The organism is Leptospira sp. B5-022 (assembly GCF_000347035.1).
GTDB classification, from domain to species: domain Bacteria; phylum Spirochaetota; class Leptospiria; order Leptospirales; family Leptospiraceae; genus Leptospira_B; species Leptospira_B cinconiae.
The window spans coordinates 109,399-133,084 of record NZ_ANIJ01000022.1 but is presented as its reverse complement, the minus strand read 5'-3'; the positions used below and the strand labels follow the sequence as shown (position 1 = coordinate 133,084).

At 42.5% G+C, this 23,686-nt stretch carries 18 protein-coding genes; 10 read left to right on the top strand and 8 right to left on the bottom strand.

Annotation, left to right across the window (positions count from 1 at the left end; all coding sequences use genetic code 11):
* Positions 1–109: 109 nt before the first annotated feature.
* Entirely contained in the window at positions 110–2,905 is a 2,796-nt protein-coding gene (locus tag LEP1GSC192_RS10930) for an FG-GAP repeat protein (protein WP_020769938.1), read from the top strand.
* A 2-nt stretch (positions 2,906–2,907) separates the two neighbouring features.
* Here the strand turns inward: LEP1GSC192_RS10930 and LEP1GSC192_RS10925 are convergent, their stop codons facing one another.
* Positions 2,908–3,588, bottom strand: coding sequence for a bifunctional 2-polyprenyl-6-hydroxyphenol methylase/3-demethylubiquinol 3-O-methyltransferase UbiG (locus LEP1GSC192_RS10925; RefSeq protein WP_020769971.1), 681 nt, complete (start codon positions 3,586–3,588; stop codon positions 2,908–2,910).
* Entirely contained in the window at positions 3,585–4,916 is a 1,332-nt protein-coding gene (locus LEP1GSC192_RS10920) for a hypothetical protein (protein ID WP_036089804.1), read from the bottom strand. The genes LEP1GSC192_RS10925 and LEP1GSC192_RS10920 overlap by 4 nt, the downstream gene beginning before the upstream one ends.
* A 108-nt stretch (positions 4,917–5,024) precedes the next feature.
* Here LEP1GSC192_RS10920 and LEP1GSC192_RS10915 point away from each other — a divergent pair, with 108 nt between their 5' ends.
* The 5 genes from LEP1GSC192_RS10915 (at position 5,025) to LEP1GSC192_RS10895 (ending at position 12,036) form a co-directional block, all read left to right on the top strand.
* Complete coding sequence (locus tag LEP1GSC192_RS10915) at positions 5,025–7,040, top strand: protein meaA (protein ID WP_020770034.1); 2,016 nt, start codon at positions 5,025–5,027, stop codon at positions 7,038–7,040.
* Between the two features lie 3 nt (positions 7,041–7,043).
* The gene (locus tag LEP1GSC192_RS10910) at positions 7,044–7,997 is read left to right on the top strand and encodes an LAO/AO transport system ATPase (protein WP_020770159.1); all 954 of its coding nucleotides are present in this window, start codon (positions 7,044–7,046) and stop codon (positions 7,995–7,997) included.
* Positions 7,998–8,046: 49 nt separating this feature from the next.
* Positions 8,047–9,633, top strand: a complete 1,587-nt coding sequence (locus tag LEP1GSC192_RS10905) for a hypothetical protein (protein WP_020769926.1) — start codon at positions 8,047–8,049, stop codon at positions 9,631–9,633.
* 45 nt (positions 9,634–9,678) lie between these two features.
* The gene (locus LEP1GSC192_RS10900) at positions 9,679–10,908 is read left to right on the top strand and encodes an ankyrin repeat domain-containing protein (protein ID WP_036089799.1); all 1,230 of its coding nucleotides are present in this window, start codon (positions 9,679–9,681) and stop codon (positions 10,906–10,908) included.
* Between the two features lie 321 nt (positions 10,909–11,229).
* Complete coding sequence (locus tag LEP1GSC192_RS10895) at positions 11,230–12,036, top strand: acyl-CoA desaturase (protein WP_020770046.1); 807 nt, start codon at positions 11,230–11,232, stop codon at positions 12,034–12,036.
* A gap of 61 nt (positions 12,037–12,097) precedes the next feature.
* Here LEP1GSC192_RS10895 and LEP1GSC192_RS10890 read toward each other — a convergent pair whose 3' ends face one another.
* Positions 12,098–12,577: a hypothetical protein gene (locus tag LEP1GSC192_RS10890; protein WP_020770076.1), complete on the bottom strand. Its 480-nt coding sequence runs from the start codon at positions 12,575–12,577 to the stop codon at positions 12,098–12,100.
* 481 nt (positions 12,578–13,058) lie between these two features.
* Here LEP1GSC192_RS10890 and LEP1GSC192_RS10885 point away from each other — a divergent pair, with 481 nt between their 5' ends.
* Genes LEP1GSC192_RS10885 through LEP1GSC192_RS10875 form a run of 3 tightly spaced genes read left to right on the top strand, consistent with a single transcriptional unit; the run spans position 13,059 to position 16,730 of the window.
* Positions 13,059–15,440 (top strand): SpoIIE family protein phosphatase, encoded by a 2,382-nt coding sequence (locus tag LEP1GSC192_RS10885; RefSeq protein ID WP_020769936.1) that lies wholly within the window; start codon positions 13,059–13,061, stop codon positions 15,438–15,440.
* A gap of 47 nt (positions 15,441–15,487) precedes the next feature.
* A complete protein-coding gene (locus LEP1GSC192_RS10880) occupies positions 15,488–16,390 on the top strand; it encodes an NAD(+)/NADH kinase (protein WP_020769982.1) in 903 nt (300 codons plus the stop codon).
* Complete coding sequence (locus LEP1GSC192_RS10875) at positions 16,383–16,730, top strand: STAS domain-containing protein (RefSeq protein ID WP_020770065.1); 348 nt, start codon at positions 16,383–16,385, stop codon at positions 16,728–16,730. The genes LEP1GSC192_RS10880 and LEP1GSC192_RS10875 overlap by 8 nt, the downstream gene beginning before the upstream one ends.
* Here LEP1GSC192_RS10875 and LEP1GSC192_RS10870 read toward each other — a convergent pair.
* Positions 16,727–18,397, bottom strand: a complete 1,671-nt coding sequence (locus LEP1GSC192_RS10870; RefSeq protein WP_036089795.1) for a PhoX family phosphatase — start codon at positions 18,395–18,397, stop codon at positions 16,727–16,729. The two genes, LEP1GSC192_RS10875 and LEP1GSC192_RS10870, sit on opposite strands and share 4 nt — an antisense overlap.
* Positions 18,398–18,506: 109 nt before the next feature.
* On the opposite strand from LEP1GSC192_RS10870, the gene LEP1GSC192_RS10865 reads away from it, so the two are divergent.
* A complete protein-coding gene (locus LEP1GSC192_RS10865) occupies positions 18,507–19,001 on the top strand; it encodes a hypothetical protein (RefSeq protein ID WP_020769956.1) in 495 nt (164 codons plus the stop codon).
* Here LEP1GSC192_RS10865 and LEP1GSC192_RS10860 read toward each other — a convergent pair.
* From LEP1GSC192_RS10860 to LEP1GSC192_RS20210, 4 genes are read right to left on the bottom strand one after another with little or no spacing between them, the layout of a single operon-like run.
* Complete coding sequence (locus LEP1GSC192_RS10860; protein ID WP_020769951.1) at positions 18,982–19,509, bottom strand: hypothetical protein; 528 nt, start codon at positions 19,507–19,509, stop codon at positions 18,982–18,984. The two genes, LEP1GSC192_RS10865 and LEP1GSC192_RS10860, sit on opposite strands and share 20 nt — an antisense overlap.
* Before the next feature lie 57 nt (positions 19,510–19,566).
* Complete coding sequence (htpG, locus tag LEP1GSC192_RS10855; protein ID WP_020770092.1) at positions 19,567–21,396, bottom strand: molecular chaperone HtpG; 1,830 nt, start codon at positions 21,394–21,396, stop codon at positions 19,567–19,569.
* On the bottom strand, positions 21,393–22,988 hold the full coding sequence (locus LEP1GSC192_RS10850; protein ID WP_020770011.1) for a BatD family protein: 1,596 nt from the start codon (positions 22,986–22,988) through the stop codon (positions 21,393–21,395). Before LEP1GSC192_RS10850 ends, htpG begins: the two co-directional genes overlap by 4 nt.
* The gene (locus LEP1GSC192_RS20210) at positions 22,985–23,683 is read right to left on the bottom strand and encodes a tetratricopeptide repeat protein (RefSeq protein ID WP_369750160.1); all 699 of its coding nucleotides are present in this window, start codon (positions 23,681–23,683) and stop codon (positions 22,985–22,987) included. The genes LEP1GSC192_RS10850 and LEP1GSC192_RS20210 overlap by 4 nt, the downstream gene beginning before the upstream one ends.
* Positions 23,684–23,686: the final 3 nt, after the last annotated feature.

Below are 23,686 nucleotides of genomic sequence, written 5' to 3'. Positions count from 1 at the left end.
GTTATACGGCAACGTTTCTTGCCTTAGCGCCGCCAAAGTAAGAAACCCGATTCTTCAACAAAAGAATAACATAACAAAAACTTAATATTAAAAAGATTAGGAAACTAAGATGAAAACAAAATTGACTTTGATCTTATTGATCTGCTTGAATTTTTTTTGTTCCGGAACGAACTCCGGACTATCCGCGCTGGCCGCCTTCTTCGGGCTTCCCCAAACTCCTTCCTACGGAAACGTTCAATTCGCCGTGAATGTTTCCAGTTCGCTGACAAAGGTAACAGTCACTGTGACCGGTCCCGGGATCTCCACTCCAATCGTACACGATCTAGTAAAAGTCGGGGACACTTGGCAAGGGATTATTGGACAGATCCCGGCAGGCACAGACAGAACATTTTCGGGAGAAGGTTATAATGCCTCGAATGTTTTGATACAGCAAGGCCAGGTGACTGGAGTTACGATCACCGCTAACTCTATCACCAATATCGTATTAGTTCTATCCGAAACGAATCCATCCCCACCTTTTTCGAATGCTGCTCCTGTTATTGATTCTTTGGTTGCCTCCACAAATCAGGTTGCACCTTCTTCTTCCATGAATCTAAATGCAACGGTCCATGATCCGAATCCTTCCGATACTTTGACCTACGTTTGGTCTACAACCGGAGGAAGTTTCAATAATTCGAATATTCTAAATCCTATATGGACTTCCCCGTCCGTTCCCGGACAATATTCGATCACATTGACAGTGAGCGACCAGTTAGGGGCAAGCTCAAGTTTGAGTTTTACCGCAGATGTGCAACTAGGATACGGAACAGGTTACGGAAGTATCAACGTAGGGTCTAATTCTTCTCCTTTTGTAACTAACGTTATATCGGACCCTTCCAGTATTGCTCCAGGCGCCTCTACCAATATCTCCCTGACTGCGTTCGATCCGGACGGGAATACGATCTCTTATTTTTGGGGCTCGAGTTGTGCCGGAAGTTTCGATAATGTGAATGCCCAAAACCCCGTATTTACCGCATCTCCTTCCGCAAGTATAGGGCCTTGTACGTTAAGTGTTTCTTTATCAGACGGGAATGGCGGATCTAATCTGGGGTATTTTACGATCCAGATCTCTCAAACCCAGACGGTCAATCTGGCTCCTCAGATCATGTCTAGTTTTCAAACCGGATTATCTTTAGATCCTTCGGGCAATATGGTTTTTAGGGTAACGGCTACCGATCCGGAGAATACCCCACTCACCTTCTCTTGGAATTCTAGCTCGGGTGTTGTAGGCACTTCTACAAACACGATCAACGGGAATCTCACCACAAGTGAAATGATCTGGACTGCTCCGTCTTGTGGCTCTAATCTCCAAGTTTCCGTAACCGTCACGGACGGAGATGGAAACTCCGTGAACCTAAACTATCTTCCCATAAATATCAACGGAGCCCCTACCTGCGTTTTAGGCCTTTGGTCCCTGCAAGCCTATCTCAAAGCTTCCAACTCGGAAACGAATGATAATTTCGGGAGATCCTGGGCTCTTTCCGGGAACACGATAGTGGTAGGTGCACCTTTGGAGGACAGTAACCAAAATACTATCACGAATGGAAGTAATCCGGGCTCTTCCGATAATAGCGCTCCTGCATCCGGAGCAGTGTACGTTTATATTCGGAACGGAAATACTTGGACCCAACAAGCGATCTTAAAACCTTCCAATTCGGAAGAAAGTGATTTGTTCGGTTTCTCGGTAAGTATCTCAGGGGATACGATCGCAGTAGGTGCAATCCAGGAAAGTAGTAACCAATCTACGATTACTAACGGAAGTTCCGCATCTTCGGATAATAGTATGACGTTTGCCGGTGCGGTTTACGTATTTGTCAGGAACGGAAATACTTGGAGCCAGCAGGCTTATATCAAACCTTCTAATCCATCCGCATACGATGCTTTTGGTTACTCCATCGCTGTCCAAAATGACACTTTGGTAGTAGGTTCGAAGAATGAAAGCGGTTCCCAAAATACGATCTCTAACGGACAACCTGCTCCGAATGATGATACTCTCTTCCAAAGTGGGGCCGTTTATGTATTTAAAAGAACAGGAACCAGTTGGGCGGAAGAAGCTTATATCAAACCTTCCAATCCGGATGAAAACGATTCCTTCGGATATAGTGTTGCAATCAGCGGAGATAAGATCGCCGTAAGTTCTTATTATGAGAGCAGCAATCAAAACTATATTACGAACGGAAGCGGTGCAAGTTCCGACAACAGCTTAACTAGAGCCGGAGCAGTGTATATTTTCAATAGAAGCGGAAGCATCTGGACTCAAGAAGCTTATATCAAACCTTCCAATCCGGATGTGGACGACCAATTCGGGGTCAACGTTTCTCTATATGACGATACTTTAGCGGTCGGCGCCAGCGGAGAAGACAGCAACCAAACTAGTATCTCATCCGGTACAACCGCTTCTTCGGATAATTCCTCCAATAGTTCAGGTGCAGTATATGTGTTTGTTAGAAGCGGAGGTATCTGGTCGCAACAAGCATATTTGAAATCTTCTAATTCCGATCCTTCTGATTATTTCGGGGCGGCAATCAGCCTCTATGGAGATACGATTGCTGTGGGAGCATTGGACTCAAGCGCTCAGACTACGATCTCTTATGGAAGTACTGCCAGCTCGGACAATAGCGCTCAGTATTCCGGAGCGGTTTATATTTTCGAAAGAAACGGCACAAGCTGGTCCCAGACGGCATATATCAAAGCGCCTAACGCGAATGCCTATGACTTCTTTGGAGGTGTGTGTTTGGACGGTAATAGTCTTTTGGTGAGCGCGTATTTGGAGGCAAGTTCCGAAAATACGATCACGAACGGTGCTTACGGAAGTGCGGATAATGGCGCAGTTGGTGCAGGTGCCGGCTACGTATTCACGAGATAGTATCAATCGTCCACGAACAGCTCGTCACAAAACGGGCTGTCTTTCGTGATCCTACTTTCCAGAAGATTGAATGCAACTCTTCTGAAATAAGGACGAATTAGTTTTTCGTAATACTTTTTGGATCTTTGGTGGGCATAAGGATCCGTAAAGTAGATCTCCTTCTTCATTCTTGTGTAATCGTTCTTGGTCGGGACCGTAAAATAGAGATAATTCACGATCTTATGTAGTTTTTCGAAAACTTTAGGAAGATGTTTATCTTCTATATATTGAACCACAGAGTTACAAATACCAAGTGTGAAAGGAGGAAGATTAAAATGTTTCAGCTCCAGATCCTGGATTGTAGAGTGTAAAAAAGAAAGATTATAAGAACGGATCCATTTCTGTTTTGCGATCGCATCTATCATTTCTTCCGAAGGATCGACTGCAAACACACGATTCGGTTGGAATATTTTTACGAATTCTTTTAAAAGTAATGCCTTGCCAAACCCAAAGTCCGCGATACTCCTAGGATGAAGTTGCATCAGATCAAAAAGAGATTTTACGTATTTCGCATGTTCTTTCGCGTTGAATGAAGCGTCCACATCCTTCCCGCTTCCGTAAATCTCACTCCAATAGGAAGTTTCGAATGGTAGACCGTTGGCTCCGTATGCGATATAATCGGAGTCTTTCGGTTTTTTACTCATACATCAGGAGCCTTGGAAGAAGCAAACCAGGAAATAAGAAAGGTTTTAAGATCATCGTAACCTTTTTGGTCGGAAAGTTCGGACTTAGCTTCGATGGATCTGGTCCTTAAAGTTTTTAAACTAGGATCCGTTTGTATCCTTTTCCATAAGAACCCATTGATGAGAATCCTTTCTCCCGACAGGAAAAGGTAAGGAGTATTCTTGGCTTTTACCTCTCTTAGTAAAAGTTTTCTGTCTACGGCCCAAACCTCAGATAGCAGTATATAATCTTTATCCCTTATTTCCGGATGAGAAGTGAAATGGGTCTTTTGTTTAGAAGTAAAATATATATAAGCGGAAATTTCAGGAGAAACATAGATCCTTTCGTCCTGATTGACGATCAATCTTCCCCTGAGAGAAGCCACGTCCTTTGCCAAGGAACTTAACTTTGCTTTATCCAAACCTAAAATAGGGCGGATTGTAAAATACCCCGATACTACGATCAGTGCAAAAATCCCGATGGAAGCGGGAAGGGAGTTTAATTCCTTTTCGGAACGAAGTAAAAAATTACCCACGAAGAGAATTAGAATAAAAGAACCGAAGCCTAAAAGATATTTCCAAACGGACAGGCCCATGAACACAAAAGAATGAGCTCCGTAAAAATTAAGATTTCCTAATAGAATAATCCCAAGTACAAAAACCGAAAGATAACCGAATAAGAAAAGTTTAGGCAGGTTCCTTCTTTTGAAAAATACGGATTGCTGCTTCTTCTTCTCTCGTATCCCTACCGTTCCCGCTTTGATCACAAAGATAGTAAATCCGATCAGGAAGAAAGTAAAATGGGAGAAAAACCCGAGCACTGTACAGGAAACTAAGATTAAAAGATCGATTACGGTTTCCATTCGGAATGAAAGAAATAGGACTAATAAAAACGAAAAGCTGACTACTTCTCCCAACATATTCAAAGGAACTAGATAGGAGAACGGATTGATCGCGGCAAGATAACAGAATAGATAATGATTCAATTTCCAGCTCTCTCTTTCCATGATATAAGCGCAGAGATGTATCCCTAAACTCAGGAAAAACGCTCCGAAAGAGAGATAAGCGGGTATATAATTCAAACCTAAGATCGATTTCCAAAACGATAATAGCAAAAAGGGAAGAGGCTCCTGAAGTGAGAAAAATTTTCCGTCTTCGGAAAGAGAACGTAATTCCGCCAATGTCCGGAAACTTTCTCCGTTGGACGGGTCTCCGTGCCAGGAATAGAGAAGAGTCAATAGACCGGTGAGAAACAGCGTCGAAAGTGAAATGAGCGCGGGGTTTGCTTTTCTGTTTCTTTCCAAGTCCATGCGGTGGAATTCTTCTCCTACGGATTTCGGAGCTACGTTAAAAATTTAGGTGAAATTATACCAACACATTTTGAACTAAACTAAGAGGCATATTCCGAGGGCAAGAAGATGGAAAAAAAAGACCATATCCTTTACGATAAGACCGGAAATCCCAGCAAAGAGCCGGCTTGGATTTTCAGAACTTACGCGGGACACACGAATGCGAAGGAGTCTAACGAACTCTTTAGAAAAAACCTGGCAAAGGGTCAAACAGGCCTTTCCATCGCATTTGATCTTCCCACTCAATGCGGTTATAGCTCGGATCACCCCATAGCAAAGCCGGAAATCGGAAAAGTAGGAGTTCCCATCAACACATTAGAGGACTTCCGCATCCTATTCGATCAGATCCCGATCGAGGAAATGAACACTTCCATGACCATCAACGGAACTTCCATGTGGTTACTTTCGCTATACGTGGCTTTGGCGGAAGAAAGAGGAGAAGACGTTTCCAAACTCCAAGGGACCACTCAAAACGACATAATTAAAGAATATTTAGCTCGCGGGACTTATATTTTCCCACCTGAACATTCGATCCGCATCATCGTGGATATGTACGAATACTGTTTGAAAAGAATTCCGAAATGGAACCCATCCAATATTTGTTCCTACCATTTACAAGAAGCGGGTGCAACTCCAGTGCAAGAGTTGGCATTCGCACTCGCAACCGGGATGGCCATCCTGGATGCGGTCAAAGAAAGAAATTGTTTCACTCACGAAGAATTCGAGCAGTGCGTTGGTAGGATCTCCTTCTTCGTAAACGCAGGGATCCGATTCATCGAAGAAATGTGTAAAATGCGGGCCTTCTCCGACATGTGGGAAGAGATCACCAAAGGGATTTATCAGGTAAAAAACGAGAAATACCGCCGATTCCGTTACGGAGTCCAAGTAAACTCACTCGGATTAACCGAGGAACAACCCGAAAACAACGCCTGGAGAATTTTAATCGAAGCTTTAGGAGTCACCTTAAGCAGAGATGCAAGATGTAGAGCACTCCAGCTTCCGGCATGGAACGAGGCGCTTTCCCTTCCTCGCCCTTGGGACCAACAATGGTCGCTTCGTTTGCAACAAGTACTCGCTTACGAAACCGACCTACTGGAATATCCGGACCTATTCGAAGGTTCCAGAGTGGTGGAAAGTAAAGTTAAAGATCTGATCGAGAACGCGAACAAAGAGATCCAAAAGATCAAAGAAATGGGCGGAGCTATCAAGGCGATCGAGAACGGTTACATGAAAGCCCAGCTTGTTAAATCCCAAGCGGAAAGACTCGCGAAGATCAATAACGACGAACTTATCATCGTCGGAAAAAACAAATGGAAAGAAGGGATCCCCTCCCCTCTTACAAACGATCCAGACGGAGGGATCTTCAAAGTAGATCCTAAATCCGCGGAGCAAACTCTTAAAGTACTCTCTGATGTAAAAACAAGAAGAGATGCGAAGAAGGTTGCGGAAACTTTAGCGAGATTAGAAGACGATGCCAGAAACGGTAAGAACTTGATGTTCGCTTCCGTAGAATGTGCCAAGGCTCTTGTAACTACGGGAGAATGGGCGGACACGCTCAGAAAAGTATTCGGAGAATATCGCCCATCCACCGGAGTAGAAGGACAAAAACTCAATCTGGAGTCAGACAAAGTAGCTAATGTCAGATCCAAAGTGGAAAAATTCCAAAAAGCGACAGGTGCCAGACCTAAGATCGTAGTCGGCAAACCTGGGTTAGACGGACATTCCAACGGCGCAGAGATGATTGCAGTATCCGCAAAACATGCAGGATTCGATGTGATCTACTCCGGCATCAGACTCACTCCGGAAGAAATCGTACAATCCGCAGTGGAAGAAAACGCAAATGTGATCGGAGTATCCATACTTTCCGGATCTCATGTCGAACTCGCAGAGCAGATATTCTCGGAATTAAAACATTATAAAGCGGATATACCTGTGGTCTTCGGTGGAATTATTCCTCAACCTGATTTCGAAAAACTACATTCCATCGGAGTCAAAGCGATCTTTACACCAAAGGATTACGATCTTATGGATGTAATGGATCGTATCATAGACATCGTATCCGAGAAAACCCCGGTTCTCCGATAAGGCATGACCGTACGGTTTGCAGAGAAGGAACTCAAAGAACTGATCCAAGAAGCTTCCCAAGGGGAAAAATATCCTCTTGCGAAGCTGATCAGCGAACTGGAAAAACCGGATTCATTCGAATTTCGTAAAGTCCTATTCAAAGAGCTGGAAAACTCCGGCTTTAATGGAGACAGGTCCGTCACTATCGGATTTACAGGAACACCCGGAGCAGGAAAATCCTCACTCTTAGGAGAGATCTCCACCAATTTTTTACAAACAGTCCCAGATAAAAAAATGGCGGTAGTCGCCATAGATCCTTCCAGTCATATAAGCGGAGGTTCTTTACTAGGAGATCGCACAAGGCTTTCGCTCCCAGTCCGCGAAAAGAGGATCTTTTTCAGATCTCAACCCAGCCAATTGGAGCTGGGAGGTTTAAATCCTTATACTTACCATGTGATCCGACTGCTCCGTTGTTTTTTCGATTTTATATTCGTTGAAACGGTTGGGATCGGGCAAAACGAGATAGAAGTCTCCAAATTGGCGGATCTTTCCTTTTTAGTCATGGTCCCTTTGGGAGGAGACCAGATCCAATTCATGAAAAGCGGGATTATGGAAGTCCCGGACGCTTTCATATTAAACAAATGTGATGAAGAATCCTTAGCAAGAGCTAGTTTCCATACTCTTTCGACCACTCTCGAATTTTTACGAGATATTGTTCCAGGAGGAAGTATCCCCCCTATTTTCCTGACCAGTGTAAAAACGAAAAAAGGCATCCGAGAACTATTGGATTTTGTTTTGAAAAGTAAACCTCATCCGAAAAGATCTTCGGAAACCAAGGTCCAGATCGAAAAATGGATCAAGACCGAGTATGGGAATTTTGGGCTTTCTTTCTCCGAGAAGTTAGGAAATATTCCCCAAAAGAATTATGAAGATTGGGAAAGTTTCTTTCAATCAGAAATTCGTAAAAGACTATTATAAATTCTAGATACTTAGACCTTATTTAAGTATTTTCAAAGAGGCGAAATAGATGAGATCCGTATTTAAAAAAAGAAATCTCCTAGGGTTCTTATCCCTACTTCTTTTCTGCTTCGTCCTGATCAAATCATCTAAACCGGAAATTTCACTTGCATACGATTCCAGAACAAAATCTCTCCAGACCCACGCATTAGTTCACTCAGGTTTCGGATCGGAAGCGCTTCCCTACCCTGCAAAGTTTATAGATCCGAAAGAAGAATTCCTTCCAATGCCTGCGAATAATTATACAAAATCGGGAGATTCGACTATCTCCGTTTTTCCGATATTACTTGCCGCACTCGCAACTCCTTTTTATTATTTTGCAGGAAACCAAGGATTACCTTATTTTAATTTACTCGGAGTTTTCGTATTTTTTGGGATCTTAAGAAAATTTTGGAAAGCATCCAACACTTTTATAACACTCGCATTCTTCGGATCTTATCTTCCCATCCTAATGATGGAATTTGCGGAACATACATTGTTTATAGCGATTCTACTCGCAAGTCTTACCTTCTTATACAAAAGAGCGGGATTTTATGCAGGGATTTTTGCCGGATTATCCATTTGGTTTAGACATGAAGGCATTGTATTTGCCGGTTGTATCTTATTGGCCTCCTGGATTAGCGAAGGATTTCCGCTATTCAATAAAAAAATAAAATGGAATACTTCTAATACGTTCCGTTTCGGTCTTGGATTCGCACTTATATTTTTCGCTTTCGTCCTGTTCAATTATTTTAGATATTCTTCCTTTTTAGGTCCTAGATTTCATGCAAATTACGGTGAATCCGGAGCCGGCTTTGTGCATAAGATCCAATGGGCCCTCGGTTTCTTATTCTTAAATAAGATAGATGAAACAATTCGGATCGGATTTTTTATCTACATGCCGTTTGCTCTAATAGGATCGGGCATTCTTCTTTTTAATTTCCGCAAAATTTCCGTAAGAAGAAAAACAATCGTTCTAGGAGCATTATTCTTTCTTTTTACGATCCCGTTTTTGGCTCCAAACTACGGATTCTGGGAATGGGGACCTAGATATTTGAGTGCAGGAATTCCTCCTGCGACCTTGGTACTATTCTGGTTTTGGAATTATTTTGCGAGAAGGAGGAATCGACTCATTCAAAAGTACAGTTTCGGAATTCTGATCTCAATTCCTTTGATCATGACTTTTATCGGGTTAAATTTCTTAAATCAATCCAGAAAACAACTTCTAAAAACATACACTTTATTCCATGAGTTGAAAGCGGATACATTCGTATTCCATGATTTTTCCGTAATGTACTTTATGGGAAATGATTACTTATCCAAAAATGTCTTGTGCGCTCCTAAAGAGGATTCTTTATCCGCATTATTAAGGACCATTTCCCAAAAAGTGAAAGGAAAAAGGATCGCACTCATCCAGATCAAAGAAGAATTGATCACTCCTGAAAAATTGGAAAAGACCAGAAAAAGTCCCGTTTTCGATATCATGCTGAAAACGGAACCTTGGAAGAGTAAGAATATCCCCTCCAAAATTTCGGATTTCTATCCGAATGTGCAAAAGGTAGATTCTCCTTTTTTTGATATCTGGGTTGGGGATTTTGAACCCCCCGTTAAGTTATAATAAATTATTGATTGATTTAAACCGGATTTTTTGTCCAATCATTGGATGAAATTTTCCTCAGGTTTATTCTTCGTAAGTTTATTACTTTTATTTTCGTTCGGTCCTGCTTTCTCGGAAGAACTCAAATTCGTTCATCCAACGAATGCTGTCGGTAGCACATTCTCCGGAATCAAAAAAAGAGCGGAACTTCCCTCCCCTACCGTCTCCGGTACAGGTTTAAAAGCGGTTGCGATCGTTGGTGAAGTGGATGGAAATGAAGGCCCTAAGACCAGAGAATACGTAAATAATATCAAAGGTCTCGTAAAAGTCCTAAAAGAAAGAGGAGTTTCCGTCAGCGAATTTTATCCTCCGAATAATCCTTGGTCAGGGATCAAAGAAGCATCAGAAAATGCGAATATAGTTTTGTATGCAGGACACGGGGTCGGTACCAACTTGAACCAGCCTCCTTACGATCAAAGATCCGTAGGCGGATTTTATTTGGGAAAAGAATTCGTGTCGAATGAGCAGATTTCTTCGGGTTTAAAACCCGCCCCCGGAGCAATCGTTCTATTTTTAGGAGCTTGTTTTACCGCGGGGAATATGGCTTATGATATGGGTGTGATCCGGGACGAAGAGACCAAAAAAAGGATCTCTATGTATTCTTCTCCTTTTTTGGAGACCGGATTCAAAGGATATTATGCAACTTGGGCGCCTTGGACCGCTCAGACAATTCTAGCGTTATTATTTACGAATAAGAATTACGGTGATGTTTATTTTAGCCAAACAAATCCACAGGAAGTAACTAAAATTTCCCATCCGAATTTTTCCGGATCCTCCTTGTATTATCATACGAAACCCCCCGCTTCTAGGCCTGTTTATGATTATGCCTTTGCAGGTGATCCTTCCAATTTTTTGAGATCTGAGAGTTCAAATACGGATACGGAGACCAAAATTTCGGAAGAAGAAAGACTAAAACAAAATCGTATCTTGATCGCAAACCTTTACGATAAGAACGAAAATGGATCCTTGGAATCTCTTGAAAAAGGCGCCGATCCTAATGCGGATTATCAGGGCTGGAAGCCGATCCATCTTGCAATCGTATTCGATCTTCCGAATGTAGTGAAAGAATTAGTTCGTAAAAAAGCCTCCATCAACGCTCAGGCGGAAGGGTATACCCCTTTGTCTTTGGCACTTGTCTACGAACGTAAAGAGATCGCCGAGTTTTTGGAAAAAGAAGGTGGGACTAGAAGCAGGGCCGCCTTTAAAAAACCGAAGTTCCCGAATTTGAAAAAGTAGATAGTGCCTTATTATTAAACATAACCATCTGCTGTTTCGTTTGACCTTCGGTCACCGACTCAGCGGAGAATAAGCTTGGAGTGCTCGCAAAGTCGCTGCGACAGGGATACGAAGGGCTTTAGTCCGGCCTGCCGGACGAGCGCGAATGCGCGAGCCCGTAGTAGCCCGATCCGAAGGAGTCGCCCAAAACCTGCCTTTTTTGCGGAGGAATCCTTCTAAAGAGACCATAATCGCCTATATTTCTCCGGTTCACCCTCACATTTTTTTGCAACCTACCCTCCCCAAATGACTCGTATCTTGTAGAAAAAAAGGGAGCCCTCCATGGCAATCATTCTAAGTTTTTTTGCGGCACACTGGATTTTAGCCGCTTTCGTTCAGTCGTTCTTTTTACATCGTTATTCTGCGCACCAGATGTTCAAACTGAACCGTTTCTGGGAAAAGTTCTTCTATTTCTTTACCTTCGTTGTGCAAGGTTCTTCCTTTCTCAATCCGAGAGCTTATGCCATTCTTCACAGAAGACACCACGCATATAGCGACACGGAAAAAGATCCCCATTCTCCGGTAGCTTCTAAAGGGTTTTTAGATATGATGTGGACGACCGCTGTCGTTTACGAAAATATTTTGGATCGTAAAGAAGAAGTGGAGAAGGAATTCAAAGGAAATTATCCTGAGATCCCTTGGTTCGATCGTTTTGCGGATTCTTGGTTTGTTCGTTTGTTCTTCGGAACTTCTTATACTCTTTTCTATATGGCTTTTGTTCCGGCTGACGCAGTTTGGCTCTACGCTTTATTACCGATCCACTATCTAATGGGACCGACTCACGGAGCTATCGTAAACTGGTGCGGACATATGTATGGTTACCGCAACCACGCAAAAAATCCGGACAATTCCAAAAACACCTTAGCTGTGGACTTTTTGATCATGGGAGAATTATACCAGAACAATCACCACGCTCACCCGAATTCCCCGAACTTCGCCTTCCGTTGGTTCGAGTTGGATCTTACATACCAAGTGATGAAGGTACTACATTTTATGGGGATCATCACCATCCAAAGAGCGGTCTGGACCGAAAAAGGAAGAAAAGAACTTTCAGGTACGGCTCCTTCTCCCCTAGCCGACGTAGCTTAGTTTAAGACCTCAAGTTCTTAAAGTAGAATGTTATAAGGCCGCTTGGGAACAAGCGGCTTTTTTATTCTTCTCGGATCCGATCCAAGTCTCCTCTCATCTCTTTGTCGTATTCTTTCATTAAGAGAGGATAAAATTCCGGGCTTAATTCTATTTTCCCGTTCAATACCAATTGGAATAATGCGCGGACCAATTCTTCTTTTTCGAAACCGGTACAGATCCACTCCAAAAGTTCCAGCGCTAGGTCGAGTCTACCTTCTACCGAGATCGTTTTGCGAAAGATGTCCTGGACCTCTTTATCTTTTCCGGCCTCCAGGAAACTTCTGAGTTCCACAGGCATACTTTGTAAAAGGAGTTGTTTTTTTGCGTTCGGAGTAAAAAGGAATTCGGATTGTCCATCGGGCAAGTGAGAGTAAATAGCCTTTTGTATTTCTTCTTTAGAATGTCCTAAGGCGACTAAGGTCCTTCCCAATACCTCTCCCAACACGAAATCTTCCAGAGGGCGAAATGGAAAGCCCTGCTTTTTAGGTTCCTGATCTTCCATCTTGTTAGAGTTCCTACCGACCGTATCCCGGTCAAGTCCATAGAGGCGCTGAGTTTGAAAGAGACGCAGGGTGTTTTCGCACGGAGGTCACGGAGGGTTTAATTTGTTTGTCAATGTTGGAATTCCTACATCGTATTCCAGACTTACTGATCCTATCTCTGTGTGCTCAGTGACCTCTGTGCGAAGCTTGTTTTCTTATTTTTGTTTCGCACGGAGAGCACAAAGAACACAGAGGAGCAGGATTCGTGTGAATTTTAAGAAACGACTTCAAAATATTCCAGAGGACCTAAACTCTGTGCCTTCCATACCGACTAACTACCCATTAGGCGGAGTATTTTTGTAACCTGAATTTCACGAATCCTTAGTACGAATGGGATTTTTCCAGTGTAAGTTTTAAATCTCTTTTTCCAAAGAAAAGAAAAGGCTAAAAATACAAAGTGTGCCTTCCCGATTTAGGGAGATTTCATTTCCGGAACAATATATGAGTTTTAGACAGAAAATTTTTCTTATTCTGGGAGCAAGTCAGCTTCTTTTAGTACTTATCCTCGCGGTCACATTCATACAAATGATCGACCAAGTAAAAAACGAACCCCAGGACAAACGAGCATTAGACCGCTCCCTAGAGTTCAGGAAGGAACTCAAACATAAGGAAGAAGTCATCCGTCTTCTTTTAAAAGAAATAGAAAGAAATCAAAAAACTCTTTCTATTTTAGAGAACGGTTTGGGTAATCGAGGTATTCTTCAAAACAACCTGGAATATATCAAAGGTATTATGACTCAGTATGGTCTTTCTATCTTTGAGATCCATGATAGAACAGGACATGTTTATTTTAGATTTCATAGACCGGCCGATTATGGCGACGATAAGTCGGGACAGAAGATCGTTCAGGAAGCTTTGCAAGGTAGAATCGCTTCTACCCTAGAGATCGGCCATAGCGGTCTTGGGCTTAGGGTCACCGCACCGCTTAAGAACGGAGGGATCTTGATGGTGGGCCAGGTAGTGGACGATAAATTCATCCAGGCAATCACAGGTTCGGAAGACGTTCACCTTGCCATTTATGAAAAAGAAAAACTGATTTCCTTTTCGGACAATACAATCTCCAAATATTTAGGGGATAGAAAACCGAAAGACCTTGTGGGAATTTCCAGATTCACTTTGGAAGGAAGACATTATTATCTGACTCAAGTCCCTTATGAAAATCAAGGATTAAGTAATCTTAAACTAGATTTCGTTCTCCTGATAGATGAGACCGAGTTGTATGAATCTACTCGAAACCTTTGGTTATATTGTGGCCTCATCGCCCTTGCGGTTTTCGGCGGGATCTTATTCGCATCCTATAGATTTTCCAGAGATATTATAGACGCTGTTAAGGCTCTTAACTTCGCGATGCAAAACCCGAACGAAGACGAATCCAAAATTGTGGACTTAAATCGTTCCGATGAATTGGGAGAAATGGCGGAAGTATTCATCGAAATGAAGAAGGATCTTTTGGACCACCAAATGTTCTTGGAAAAAAAGGTGGAGGAGAAAACCAAAGAATTACAGGAAACCTTGGACGATCTCCGCACATTGAAGGAAAAACAAGACGGAGATTATTACCTGACTTCCCTACTTCTACGTCCGCTTGCTACCACTAAGTATGAAAGCCCGAATACTAAGATCAGCGGCATTTTAAGACAAAAGAAAACTTTCGTATTCAGAAAAAAGGAGGCCGACATAGGCGGGGACCTGGTTTCCATCAGCGAAATCACATTGTACGGCAAAAAATACCTGAGTATCATGAACTCCGACGCTATGGGGAAATCCATCCAAGGAGCGGGTGGTGCACTCGTAATGGGAACAGTATTCAAAGCGATCGTAACCAGGACTCAACTTTCCAGAAGTAACCAGAAAAAAACCCCCGAAAAATGGCTCAAAGACTGCTACACCGAATTACAAAACGTATTCGTTACATTCGACGGCACGATGCTTGTTTCAGCATTACTTTGTCTTCTGGATGAAGAAACCGGTGCATTATATTCCATTAATGCAGAACATCCTAATATGGTATTGTACCGAGATGCTAAGGCAAACTTTTTGGATTCGGACTTCCCGATCCGTAAATTAGGTTTTTCGGAAAATACAACCGAACCTTTGGTGCGAGTGGATAAACTGGAAGCTGGAGACAGGATCTTCTTAGGCTCGGATGGAAGAGACGATATCCTCCTATATGACCCGAACTCGCCTGAGCCTGTAATGAACGAAGACGAAAACTTATTCTTAAGATTCGTGGAACTTTCCGGCGGAAATTTGGAAGATCTAGAAAGATTGATTAACGCCGCAGGAGAAATTTCAGACGATCTAAGTCTTTTAAGTATCAGTTATAAAGAGGTGAAAATTCCTTCTTCTCGCACGAAAGTAATTTCGGAAGAATACAATCGGTTACTACAGATCGGGATCAAAGAGTATAAAAAAGGGAATACCGAAAAGACTAAGGAAGTTTTTGTACAAGCGTTAGCGATCGACGATTCGGACCCTGCACTTTACAAACAAATGGCAAGAATCTGTATCAACGCGAAAGAATTCGAAGAAGGTGCGAAATATTCAGAGACGTATCTTTCAAAGATCCCGTTCGACAACGAGTATATCTTCTATCTTTCCTATTGCCTCAGAAAAACCAAGGATTACTGGAAGTCTTTGGAATTCGCGGAAAAACTCAGATCCAGAGAACCTGAAAATATTAGAAATCTAAAACATTTGGTTGCTTTATACAGACTTACCGGAAATCGAATGAAGTTCAGAGCCACTATGTCCGTTCTAAAATTGATCCTCGCAGACTCGGACCCTAAGGCAAATAATTCCTCGGAACCCGCATTGGTTTGATTTTTTTCGTTTTCTGGGAGACCTAGATCCGTCCAAATTGGTAATCCATGTCGGCGGAAATGCGAAAAAAGATCGAATCTGTTCTGGTAGTCATCAAAAGAACAAAATACGAATTGGATCTGGAGAGTTACGGCTCTCTGGATGAATTCAAAAGAGTAGCACAGATCCAAAACGATTCTTTCTCTAGGATCTACCAATCCCATCTTAGACAGATCCAAAGCAGAGAAGAGTTAAAACGTACTTTCCCGAACGGGAAGTTCATATTCCGAGAAGAATTAGAAAATATAGATATTTCAGATTATGATCTTGTGATCGCATTAGGCGGGGATAATCACTTCACTTACGTTGCCCATCATGCTTTGGACAATCTAGTCCTAGGGTGTAATTCGGATCCGGAAACTTCGGTAGGCGCCCTTTTATCCTTTCATACTTCCGATATTTCCAAAGCTGTTTCCCAAAATTGGGAAAATGTTCAAATAGAAGAATGGCCCAGGATCAATGTTAGGATCGAATATCCAGACGGCAAAGCGATAGAAACTTTCCAAGGGATAAGCGAAATTTCTATCCGGAACAATAGCCCCGATTTAACTAGCCGATTTTTGATCTCTCATGAACAGGTCACCGAAGAACAGAAATGTTCCGGGCTTCTAGTATATACCGGAGCGGGTTCTACCGGCTGGGTTATGTCTTGCGAAAATAAAGACGTAAGCTTTGACAAGCAAGAGCCTTATTTCAAAGTGTACTGTAGAGAGTTGCGTAAAAAAGAAAGTTTCCAGTATAAGTTGGATCACTTTACTGTTCGCAATTCTTTCCGTCTAATATCGGAAATGCGCGGAGGGATCTCCATCGATTCCTTGGCGGAACGTATATACGATTTCCCTCCCGGGGCAAAAGCGGACTTTTCCGTTTCTCCGGAAAGATTGCGGGTGCTGGTACAAAAACATGGATAGTTTGAAAATTCTAGAACAGGATGCAGGCCAAGAGATCAAAGTTTATTTGGTTTCCGGCCGACTAGACGAATCCACCTTTCCCCTGTTTAAGGAAAAAGTATTGGATGTGACCCATGCAAACAACACAGTCTTAAACCTATCCGATCTCAAATATGTTTCTAGTTCCGGCATCCGCGCTATCTTCGAATTAAAGAACAGACTATCCGGCGAAGGCAAAAAACTTTTACTCACAGAAGCGGGAGAGAAGGTCATTCAGATCTTCAATCTATTAGGCCTTTGGAAACCTTTCGTCCATTTTGAAAAAGAAGAAGACGCAATCGCTGCTTGCCTTAAAAACTAAGCCCTTCTGATAACTACCACACCCGGCCTCGGAATATCTCCCTTTGTTCTCCTAGGCCAGCGACTCGTGGGAAGATCGTAATCCTTCGTATCTTCACCCGGATGCTGCACGGATAAGAATAAATACTCTTCGTCGGGTGTAAACCATGGGCCTGTAAATTCCGCACCGATCGGCGCTGAAGCGAATTGGAATGCTTTCCCGGCATCTTCTCCTCTCGTAGGAATAAAAAACAAACCGTTATTCCCGAATTTTTTGAAGATGGATTTTCCGAGCAAACGAGTTGTCATGTCGGTTACCACCCAGAGATTTCCGGAAGAATCAAAGACCAAATTATCCGGAGAAGAAAATCCGCTCTTCCCTCCACCTGCAACGAACACTTCGAACTCGAAACGGACCGATTCCGCATCGGAATTTTCCTCTTTGATACGAACGATCTGTCCGTAAAAATTTCCATGGGAATCGTTATTAGTGAAGGAAACAAAAACAGATTTATCTAATGGATGGACTTCCAGATCTTCCGGCCTGTCCATTGGAGTCCCGCCTGCAGTTTTTGCGGCATCTCTGCAGGATACTAAGACATCCGCTTGGGTCTTAAATTTTAATTTTCCCTCTTTATCTTTTGCGTTTTTCAAATTCGGGTTTTTTTCAAGGTCTAATGGAACCCATACACATTTTTCGAAATTGCCTACGTATAATGTTCCTTCATCCAAAAGTTCCGAGTTCAATTTTCCTTTTTTAGGATCATATTTTTTTTCCGAGACGAACTTATAAACACATTGGTCCTTGGAATCGTCTCCCATATACACGACTAATTTTCCCGAAGGAGAAACGGTTAACGCAGCATTCTCATGAGAAAATCTTCCGAGCGCGGTATGTTTTACCGGAGTGGAAAAAGGATCGAAAGGATCCACTTCTATGATCCAACCGTATTCTTTGGAGTCTTCCAGTTTACAATCTTCCACGACCATTTCGTAGTTTTCTTCACAAGAAAGTACGGTATCCCATAATGTTTTGCCACCGGAACAGTTGGCGAAGGTTCCATACACTTTTGATTTACCTGCGATCGCCTCGGAACCCGCTACAGGACCTTTTAGTTGGAATTCCGACCTTCCATGTAACCTTCTTCCATATTTAGAATCGGGATCCAATACCCAAGTACCGTTTAATTTGCGAAGCCCGATCACTGAACCGCCTAAGGAGTAGAGATATTTTTCGATCTGTTCGGAAGTTCTATTATTCGGGCCTGTTTGGCTATAGTCGTAACCGGTTACATAATATTCTAATTCGTTTAAGTACTCGTGATTGGTCCAAAGAAGCGCTGAATTTGGATCGCTCGGAAATTGGAAGAAACAATTGAAATCAGCCGCATATCCGAAAGTATCTCCCTTTGAGTTGATCTTATCTCCATACACTGCGATCAGATCATACTTAAAACCGGCGGCTAAGATCAGATCGTCTTGAGTATTCGGTTTTATGGGTTTAAAATTATTTCCCGGAATTTTTGAAAAGTTTCCCTTTTTTGTTTTTTGGGAAGAAGAATGTGTAGAAGGTACTTTTTTAGACGGATCTTTTGCGGTTTCGGAAAAAAGATCCAAGGTCCGAACGGCAGTCAGAGCCAACATTCCCTTTCCCATATACTTTAAAAAGTCTGACCTAGATACCTTCATATCCTAAGAATATTGCTCCAGACTCTCTATACCATTCGTTTTTTCTTCCTATAAGAAAAGGAAACTTAGTTGTAATAATCCCTATCAAAAAAGATGATAAAGACTGAGAATGAAACCGAACTCTACCCCATTCTACAAGATCCTCTTTCTCATGGGCTGGGTTTCTCTTGCTTTCTTTCTTCCGCTTTCCGCCGCAGTTTATTGGGAAAATAAAAGTTTAGAATCCATCTACAAAAATTTATCTCTACCTGGAAACAAGGAGTTCGGAGTTCTGGTTGAGAATACAAAACTCCACAAGTTAGGCAGAACGGTAAATGTGTACACGTACTTGGTGCCGGACGAACAAGGCAAAAAACACGAGGTTACGGAAGAAGTAGATCATACCACGAATCGTAGAATGAGAGTGGGAGATACGGTGCAAGTCCGCACGTTCGTTTGGAACAGTTTCGGTAAAACGAAGATCCTGGGCAGGATTGTGGGAAACACGGCCCCGCCTCCCGGTTTCGGTTTTATGCAGGACTTTTTATTATTCGGGATCTTGTTCTCTTTCGGATTGGTATTAGTTAGCCTTTATTTCAGAACGTTTAAGGCTGAGGTAGAGTAGAAGAATTAAAGGCGCTGTCCTTTTTAAAGATCAACTGCACCTGGTAAGGCTCTTGGATATATCTGGCAGGATTCATTTCGTACGAGATAAAGCAGTAATACTTTTCATAAACGATCACGAACATAAACTCTTTAAATTTTATAAACTGCATTTGTTTTCTGATCCCGCGCATCCAAATGGAATCCTCGAAAACACGCTCGTATCTTACCGAGTTTGCGTTTACTTTTTTTAGTTCTTCCGGATTCATCTTTTCCGGATCCCTTTTTCTCAACTCAAGTTTTAGGGAACGGATCAGATTGTATTCCAACTTCTCCTTTTCCAAAACATCCAAATTAGGAAGGGTTTTAAAATAATATTCGTAGTATTCCTTATCTAAGGACTTGCCGTCCTTATGCACCTCTCCGTCCTCCTCGGAAGACGACTTACCCTTGCTCGGCTCCTGAGAATAAATACCGGCAGTAGTCAGTAAAGTAAGTGTTATTATAATCGGGAAAATTGGTGTCCGCATACCGGTACCAATAAAGATATCGGTACGATCTCCGATTTTCCCCTTTTTTTTTCGGAATTAATCCGAGGAAAGATCTTCCAACAGGTCCCTTTGGCGGCGGATCAATTCGCTCAATTCTTCCTCTCCGATCAGTTTCGCGCCTAACAAGGCCAGATCGTACACGGAACGGGCCAATTTTTCCGCCTTCTCCGGATACACACCTTTGGAAAGATGTAATATATTTTTGAGCAATTTGGACTTACGGTTCAATAGAAGAGTATGATTCTTCAAAAAGTCACCGGGCTTTTGTCCATACATCTGGCCCATCTCCGCCAAACGCCTAAGATGTTCCGGCAGCAGGATCACGGAAGGAATATCCTCCGACTTGAGAGCTTCCGTTTTGATCTCCACGCCTTCTTTGGCGATCGCCTTGGAGAAAATTTCCTTCAGTCTATCTTCCGCTGTTTTGTTGTCTTGGTCTGCGAGATCAGGACTTGCTTCCTTATCCAAAACCTGGTCCGCAAGTTCCGAATCCACTCTCTGGAACTTCCAATCCGGATTTTTGCCTTCTAAAAATTGGAGGAAATGATTGTCTATACGGGAATCGACAAGCAATGCTTCCAGTCCTTGGGACTTGAGAAGGTCCATATATACGGATGTCAGTTCCGCTTCTCCCGCATAATAAATTTTACCGGAGTTCTTTTCCTTATTTCTCTCCACGTAATCTTCCAATTTCGTTAAATCACCGTTAGACGATCGGAAGAAGATGAGATCTTTTGCGGACTCGTAAAATTTCTCGTCGGTCATCATCCCATATTTAACGAATAAGGAGATCTCTTCCCAGTTCTTACGGAATTCGTCCGGATTTTTGGTCCATTCTTCCTGCAGTCTGTCGGAAACTTTTTTGACGATATGAGAAGAGATCTTTTTAACCAATGGATCGTTTTGCAGATAAGATCTGGAAACGTTCAGAGGAAGATCCGGAATATCCAAAGTCCCCTGTAGAACGGTCAAAAATTGAGGTACCAATTCTTTTGCTTCGTCGGAGACAAACACATGATTACAGTAGAGTTTGATCCCCATACGATTAGCGTCTAACTCGTGTTTGAGTCTTGGGAAATACAAAATCCCTTGCAGCCTAAAAGGATAGTCCACATTCAAGTGAACATGGAATAAAGGCTCTCCTGCAAAAGGGAACAGATATTGATAGAACTCGTCATACTGTTCCTTTTTAACGGAAGAAGGTTGTTCGCTCCACAATGGGGTTTGTTTATTCGCCTTCTCCCCTTTTACGTAAATAGGAACCGGAAGAAAATCGCAGTATTTTCGGATTAACTCTTTCAGTTTCCATTGGTCCAAATATTCTCCGGAATCCGCATCTAGATAGAGACTGATCTTGGTTCCTCTTTCGGACCTATCACCCGGTCTTAAAGAGAACTCCGTACCTGATTCGCTTTCCCAAACGACGGGAGTACTCCCCTTTTTATAAGACTTTGTCTCAATCTTCACCTTAGAAGAAACCATAAAGCTGGAATAGAATCCCAAACCGAAATGGCCGATAATCTCGGTCTTATCCCCTTCCGCTTGGTATTTTTTTACGAATTCTTCCGCACCGGAAAATGCGATCTGGTTGATATAACGATTCACTTCTTCATCGGTCATCCCGATGCCGTTGTCTTGGACGGTCAAGATCCTAGCTTCTTGGTCGAAATCCAGATCGATCCTATAGTCGGTGCCGCCTTCAAATTCCTCATTCAAGGAGATTTTCCTAAGTTTAGCAATAGCGTCGCATGCGTTAGAAACCAGTTCTCTCAAGAATATGTCTTTTTCGGAATATAACCATTTTTTAATGATTGGGAAAATATTCTCCGTTTCTACGGAGATTCTGCCTTTTACTTCTTCGCTCATTCGGATTCCTCCTTCTGTATTTTATCAGACAACCAACGGGAGATCCTAAGAAGAGTTTCTCGGGAAGAAGGTCCCAGACTCTTATAGGTTTCGGTCAATGGGACCGTTTCGGACTTCCAACCCGCAAGAAGACTAGCCTCTTCCTCCGGCAATCCCTTGGTCATCACTGAATGTTTCAAAACAAAACCTCTTTTGGAACCTATCCAGAGGTCAAGTCGTTTCAATATTACTTCTGCTTGGTATTTTTTACGCAGAGTCAAAACCGCGAAAATACCTGCCCCAATCAATAGGGAAGAAAGAAGAATATAAACTGCCAGAAAAGAACCGCCCCGGCTTGTCGCATCCTCGGGAGCAATATCCTGTTTCGGCCTGGAAGGACCGATTTCCAAATCGGGAAAACGAAGAGAAACAGTTTCGTATTTTCCCAAACCTGGATTGAAAAAAGTAAATTTCAGATCTTCCGGTTTCCAGATTCCTTCTTTTTTAGGTAGCACGGAATAATAATAAGAATGATTCAGATAAAATCCGAATTCTCCAGGGCCAAGCTCTCTAAAATCTCTTTGCTGCCTTGTTTGTAAAAAAGTGATCTCCGGATAACAAGGAGGGTCACATACACTCAATAAAGGATCTTTAATGGAAGAAAGATTTCCGTTCCCGGAAATGGTCAACTTAAACTGAAAAGGTTCTCCTAAAAAAGCGGCTTTAGGATATTCTTCTAAACTTATCTTAAAATTACCGACCGCACCTTTAAATCCGGTCGGAGCAGGAGAAGGCAGATCCTTTACGAAAATTTTACTCGGGATCGTCTTAATACTCCTCATATGAAAGAAGGACTGCTGTCTTCCTTCCAAATGAAATACCGTGGAACCTAAAGAATATTCACCTTTTCTCAAAGGTGTTAGGATGAAAGTTTCCTTATTATAAACAGCCGTTTCGAATTCTATTCCTTCGTAAATCACCTGTTCCGGGATCAAAAGATTGATACCCGAAAGCGCCTCGCTCCTGAAATAAGGAAATTCGATGGAACTGGAAAAATCCCGATCAATATAAGGACGTATCGCGTTTCTGTAATATAGAGTGAAAAATCCCAGGATCGGCTCCCCTACCCAGACTTGTTCCTTGTTCGTTCGAAAAAGGACCTTCAAATCCCCATCTTCAGGACCATCGGTCTCTTCGCTGAAAAAATACCGATTCGAGAAAAAGCCGGAAGATTTATTTGTAGTGGAACTTCTTGGAGAAATTTCCAAAGCCATCATTCCGGACGCCACCTTTTGTCCATCTACTTCTACCTCTATTTCCGGGACGGAATAACGTCCGGGCGCAGAAGCTGTTAGCCTATACTTAATTAGTTTTTTACGATATACTTTGAAGTTTACTATGGTGGTGTTCTCTTCGGTTCCCCAGTAAACCGCCTTGATCCCTTGTCCGTTCCATTCTTTCTCGATCAATCGGACTTGAGCGCTGCCTTCCGTTTCTAGAATGATAAATACAGCGTCTCCCAGGTCCGCTCTGGTTTGGCTAAGATAAAATTTGGGACCTTGTGCAAATAAAGGCAAAACTCCTAATAATAAAAGAAGAAGGAAACGTTTCACCAGAACACCTCTTTGTTCCTAGAACCTGGGCTTCTTCTTTTCACCGGATCTAGATCCATGGACTCCATGATACGATCTAATTCGTCCTCCATCTTGGATCTGTTTTTATCTTTCTGATCCTTTCCGGCGCCGGACTTGGATTGTTTTTCCGCCTTCTCCTTCCCTTTAGAACCTTGTTTGGATGCGGAGGATTTGTCTTCCTTTTCCTCGGATAAACTTTCTTTGTTTTCGGAACCTTCTTTTCCTTCCGGAGGGGGAAGTTTACGCAACCATTCCAAATTCTTTTTAGCGGATTCTAAATTAGGGTTTTCCTTTAGAGAGCGAAGATAATGTTCCGCCGCTTTTTTACGATCTCCCATCTTTAGATAAGAATTTCCTAAATTAAAATGAGATTGTGCTCTTAAGGTCGAATCCTTCGAGTCAGCGGATTTTTCGAAATGACGGATCGCCTTATCTAAGTTCCCGGATCTGTATTCACAATCTCCTCGATTGAATTCCAACCTAGGATCTTCCGGAAAATACGGATCCGCTTCTTTGTATCTTTCCAAGGAACTTTTATAATCTCCTTGCTCGTAGGAATTCTTACCCTCTTTGATCCGATTCCCTCCGGGATCTAATTCAAAGGTATAAACATCTCTCGACCAAAAAGAGAGAAGGAGCAAAAGAACAGGAGCTGCTTTTTTGGTAAGACCCACCAA

Coding starts and splice junctions, on each gene's coding strand:
- LEP1GSC192_RS10930 (WP_020769938.1), top strand. CDS start 110: ATGAAAACAAAATTGACTTTGATCTTATTGATCTGCTTGAATTTTTTT.
- LEP1GSC192_RS10925 (WP_020769971.1), bottom strand. CDS start 3,588: ATGAGTAAAAAACCGAAAGACTCCGATTATATCGCATACGGAGCCAAC.
- LEP1GSC192_RS10920 (WP_036089804.1), bottom strand. CDS start 4,916: ATGGACTTGGAAAGAAACAGAAAAGCAAACCCCGCGCTCATTTCACTT.
- LEP1GSC192_RS10915 (WP_020770034.1), top strand. CDS start 5,025: ATGGAAAAAAAAGACCATATCCTTTACGATAAGACCGGAAATCCCAGC.
- LEP1GSC192_RS10910 (WP_020770159.1), top strand. CDS start 7,044: ATGACCGTACGGTTTGCAGAGAAGGAACTCAAAGAACTGATCCAAGAA.
- LEP1GSC192_RS10905 (WP_020769926.1), top strand. CDS start 8,047: ATGAGATCCGTATTTAAAAAAAGAAATCTCCTAGGGTTCTTATCCCTA.
- LEP1GSC192_RS10900 (WP_036089799.1), top strand. CDS start 9,679: ATGAAATTTTCCTCAGGTTTATTCTTCGTAAGTTTATTACTTTTATTT.
- LEP1GSC192_RS10895 (WP_020770046.1), top strand. CDS start 11,230: ATGGCAATCATTCTAAGTTTTTTTGCGGCACACTGGATTTTAGCCGCT.
- LEP1GSC192_RS10890 (WP_020770076.1), bottom strand. CDS start 12,577: ATGGAAGATCAGGAACCTAAAAAGCAGGGCTTTCCATTTCGCCCTCTG.
- LEP1GSC192_RS10885 (WP_020769936.1), top strand. CDS start 13,059: ATGAGTTTTAGACAGAAAATTTTTCTTATTCTGGGAGCAAGTCAGCTT.
- LEP1GSC192_RS10880 (WP_020769982.1), top strand. CDS start 15,488: ATGTCGGCGGAAATGCGAAAAAAGATCGAATCTGTTCTGGTAGTCATC.
- LEP1GSC192_RS10875 (WP_020770065.1), top strand. CDS start 16,383: ATGGATAGTTTGAAAATTCTAGAACAGGATGCAGGCCAAGAGATCAAA.
- LEP1GSC192_RS10870 (WP_036089795.1), bottom strand. CDS start 18,397: ATGAAGGTATCTAGGTCAGACTTTTTAAAGTATATGGGAAAGGGAATG.
- LEP1GSC192_RS10865 (WP_020769956.1), top strand. CDS start 18,507: ATGAAACCGAACTCTACCCCATTCTACAAGATCCTCTTTCTCATGGGC.
- LEP1GSC192_RS10860 (WP_020769951.1), bottom strand. CDS start 19,509: ATGCGGACACCAATTTTCCCGATTATAATAACACTTACTTTACTGACT.
- htpG (WP_020770092.1), bottom strand. CDS start 21,396: ATGAGCGAAGAAGTAAAAGGCAGAATCTCCGTAGAAACGGAGAATATT.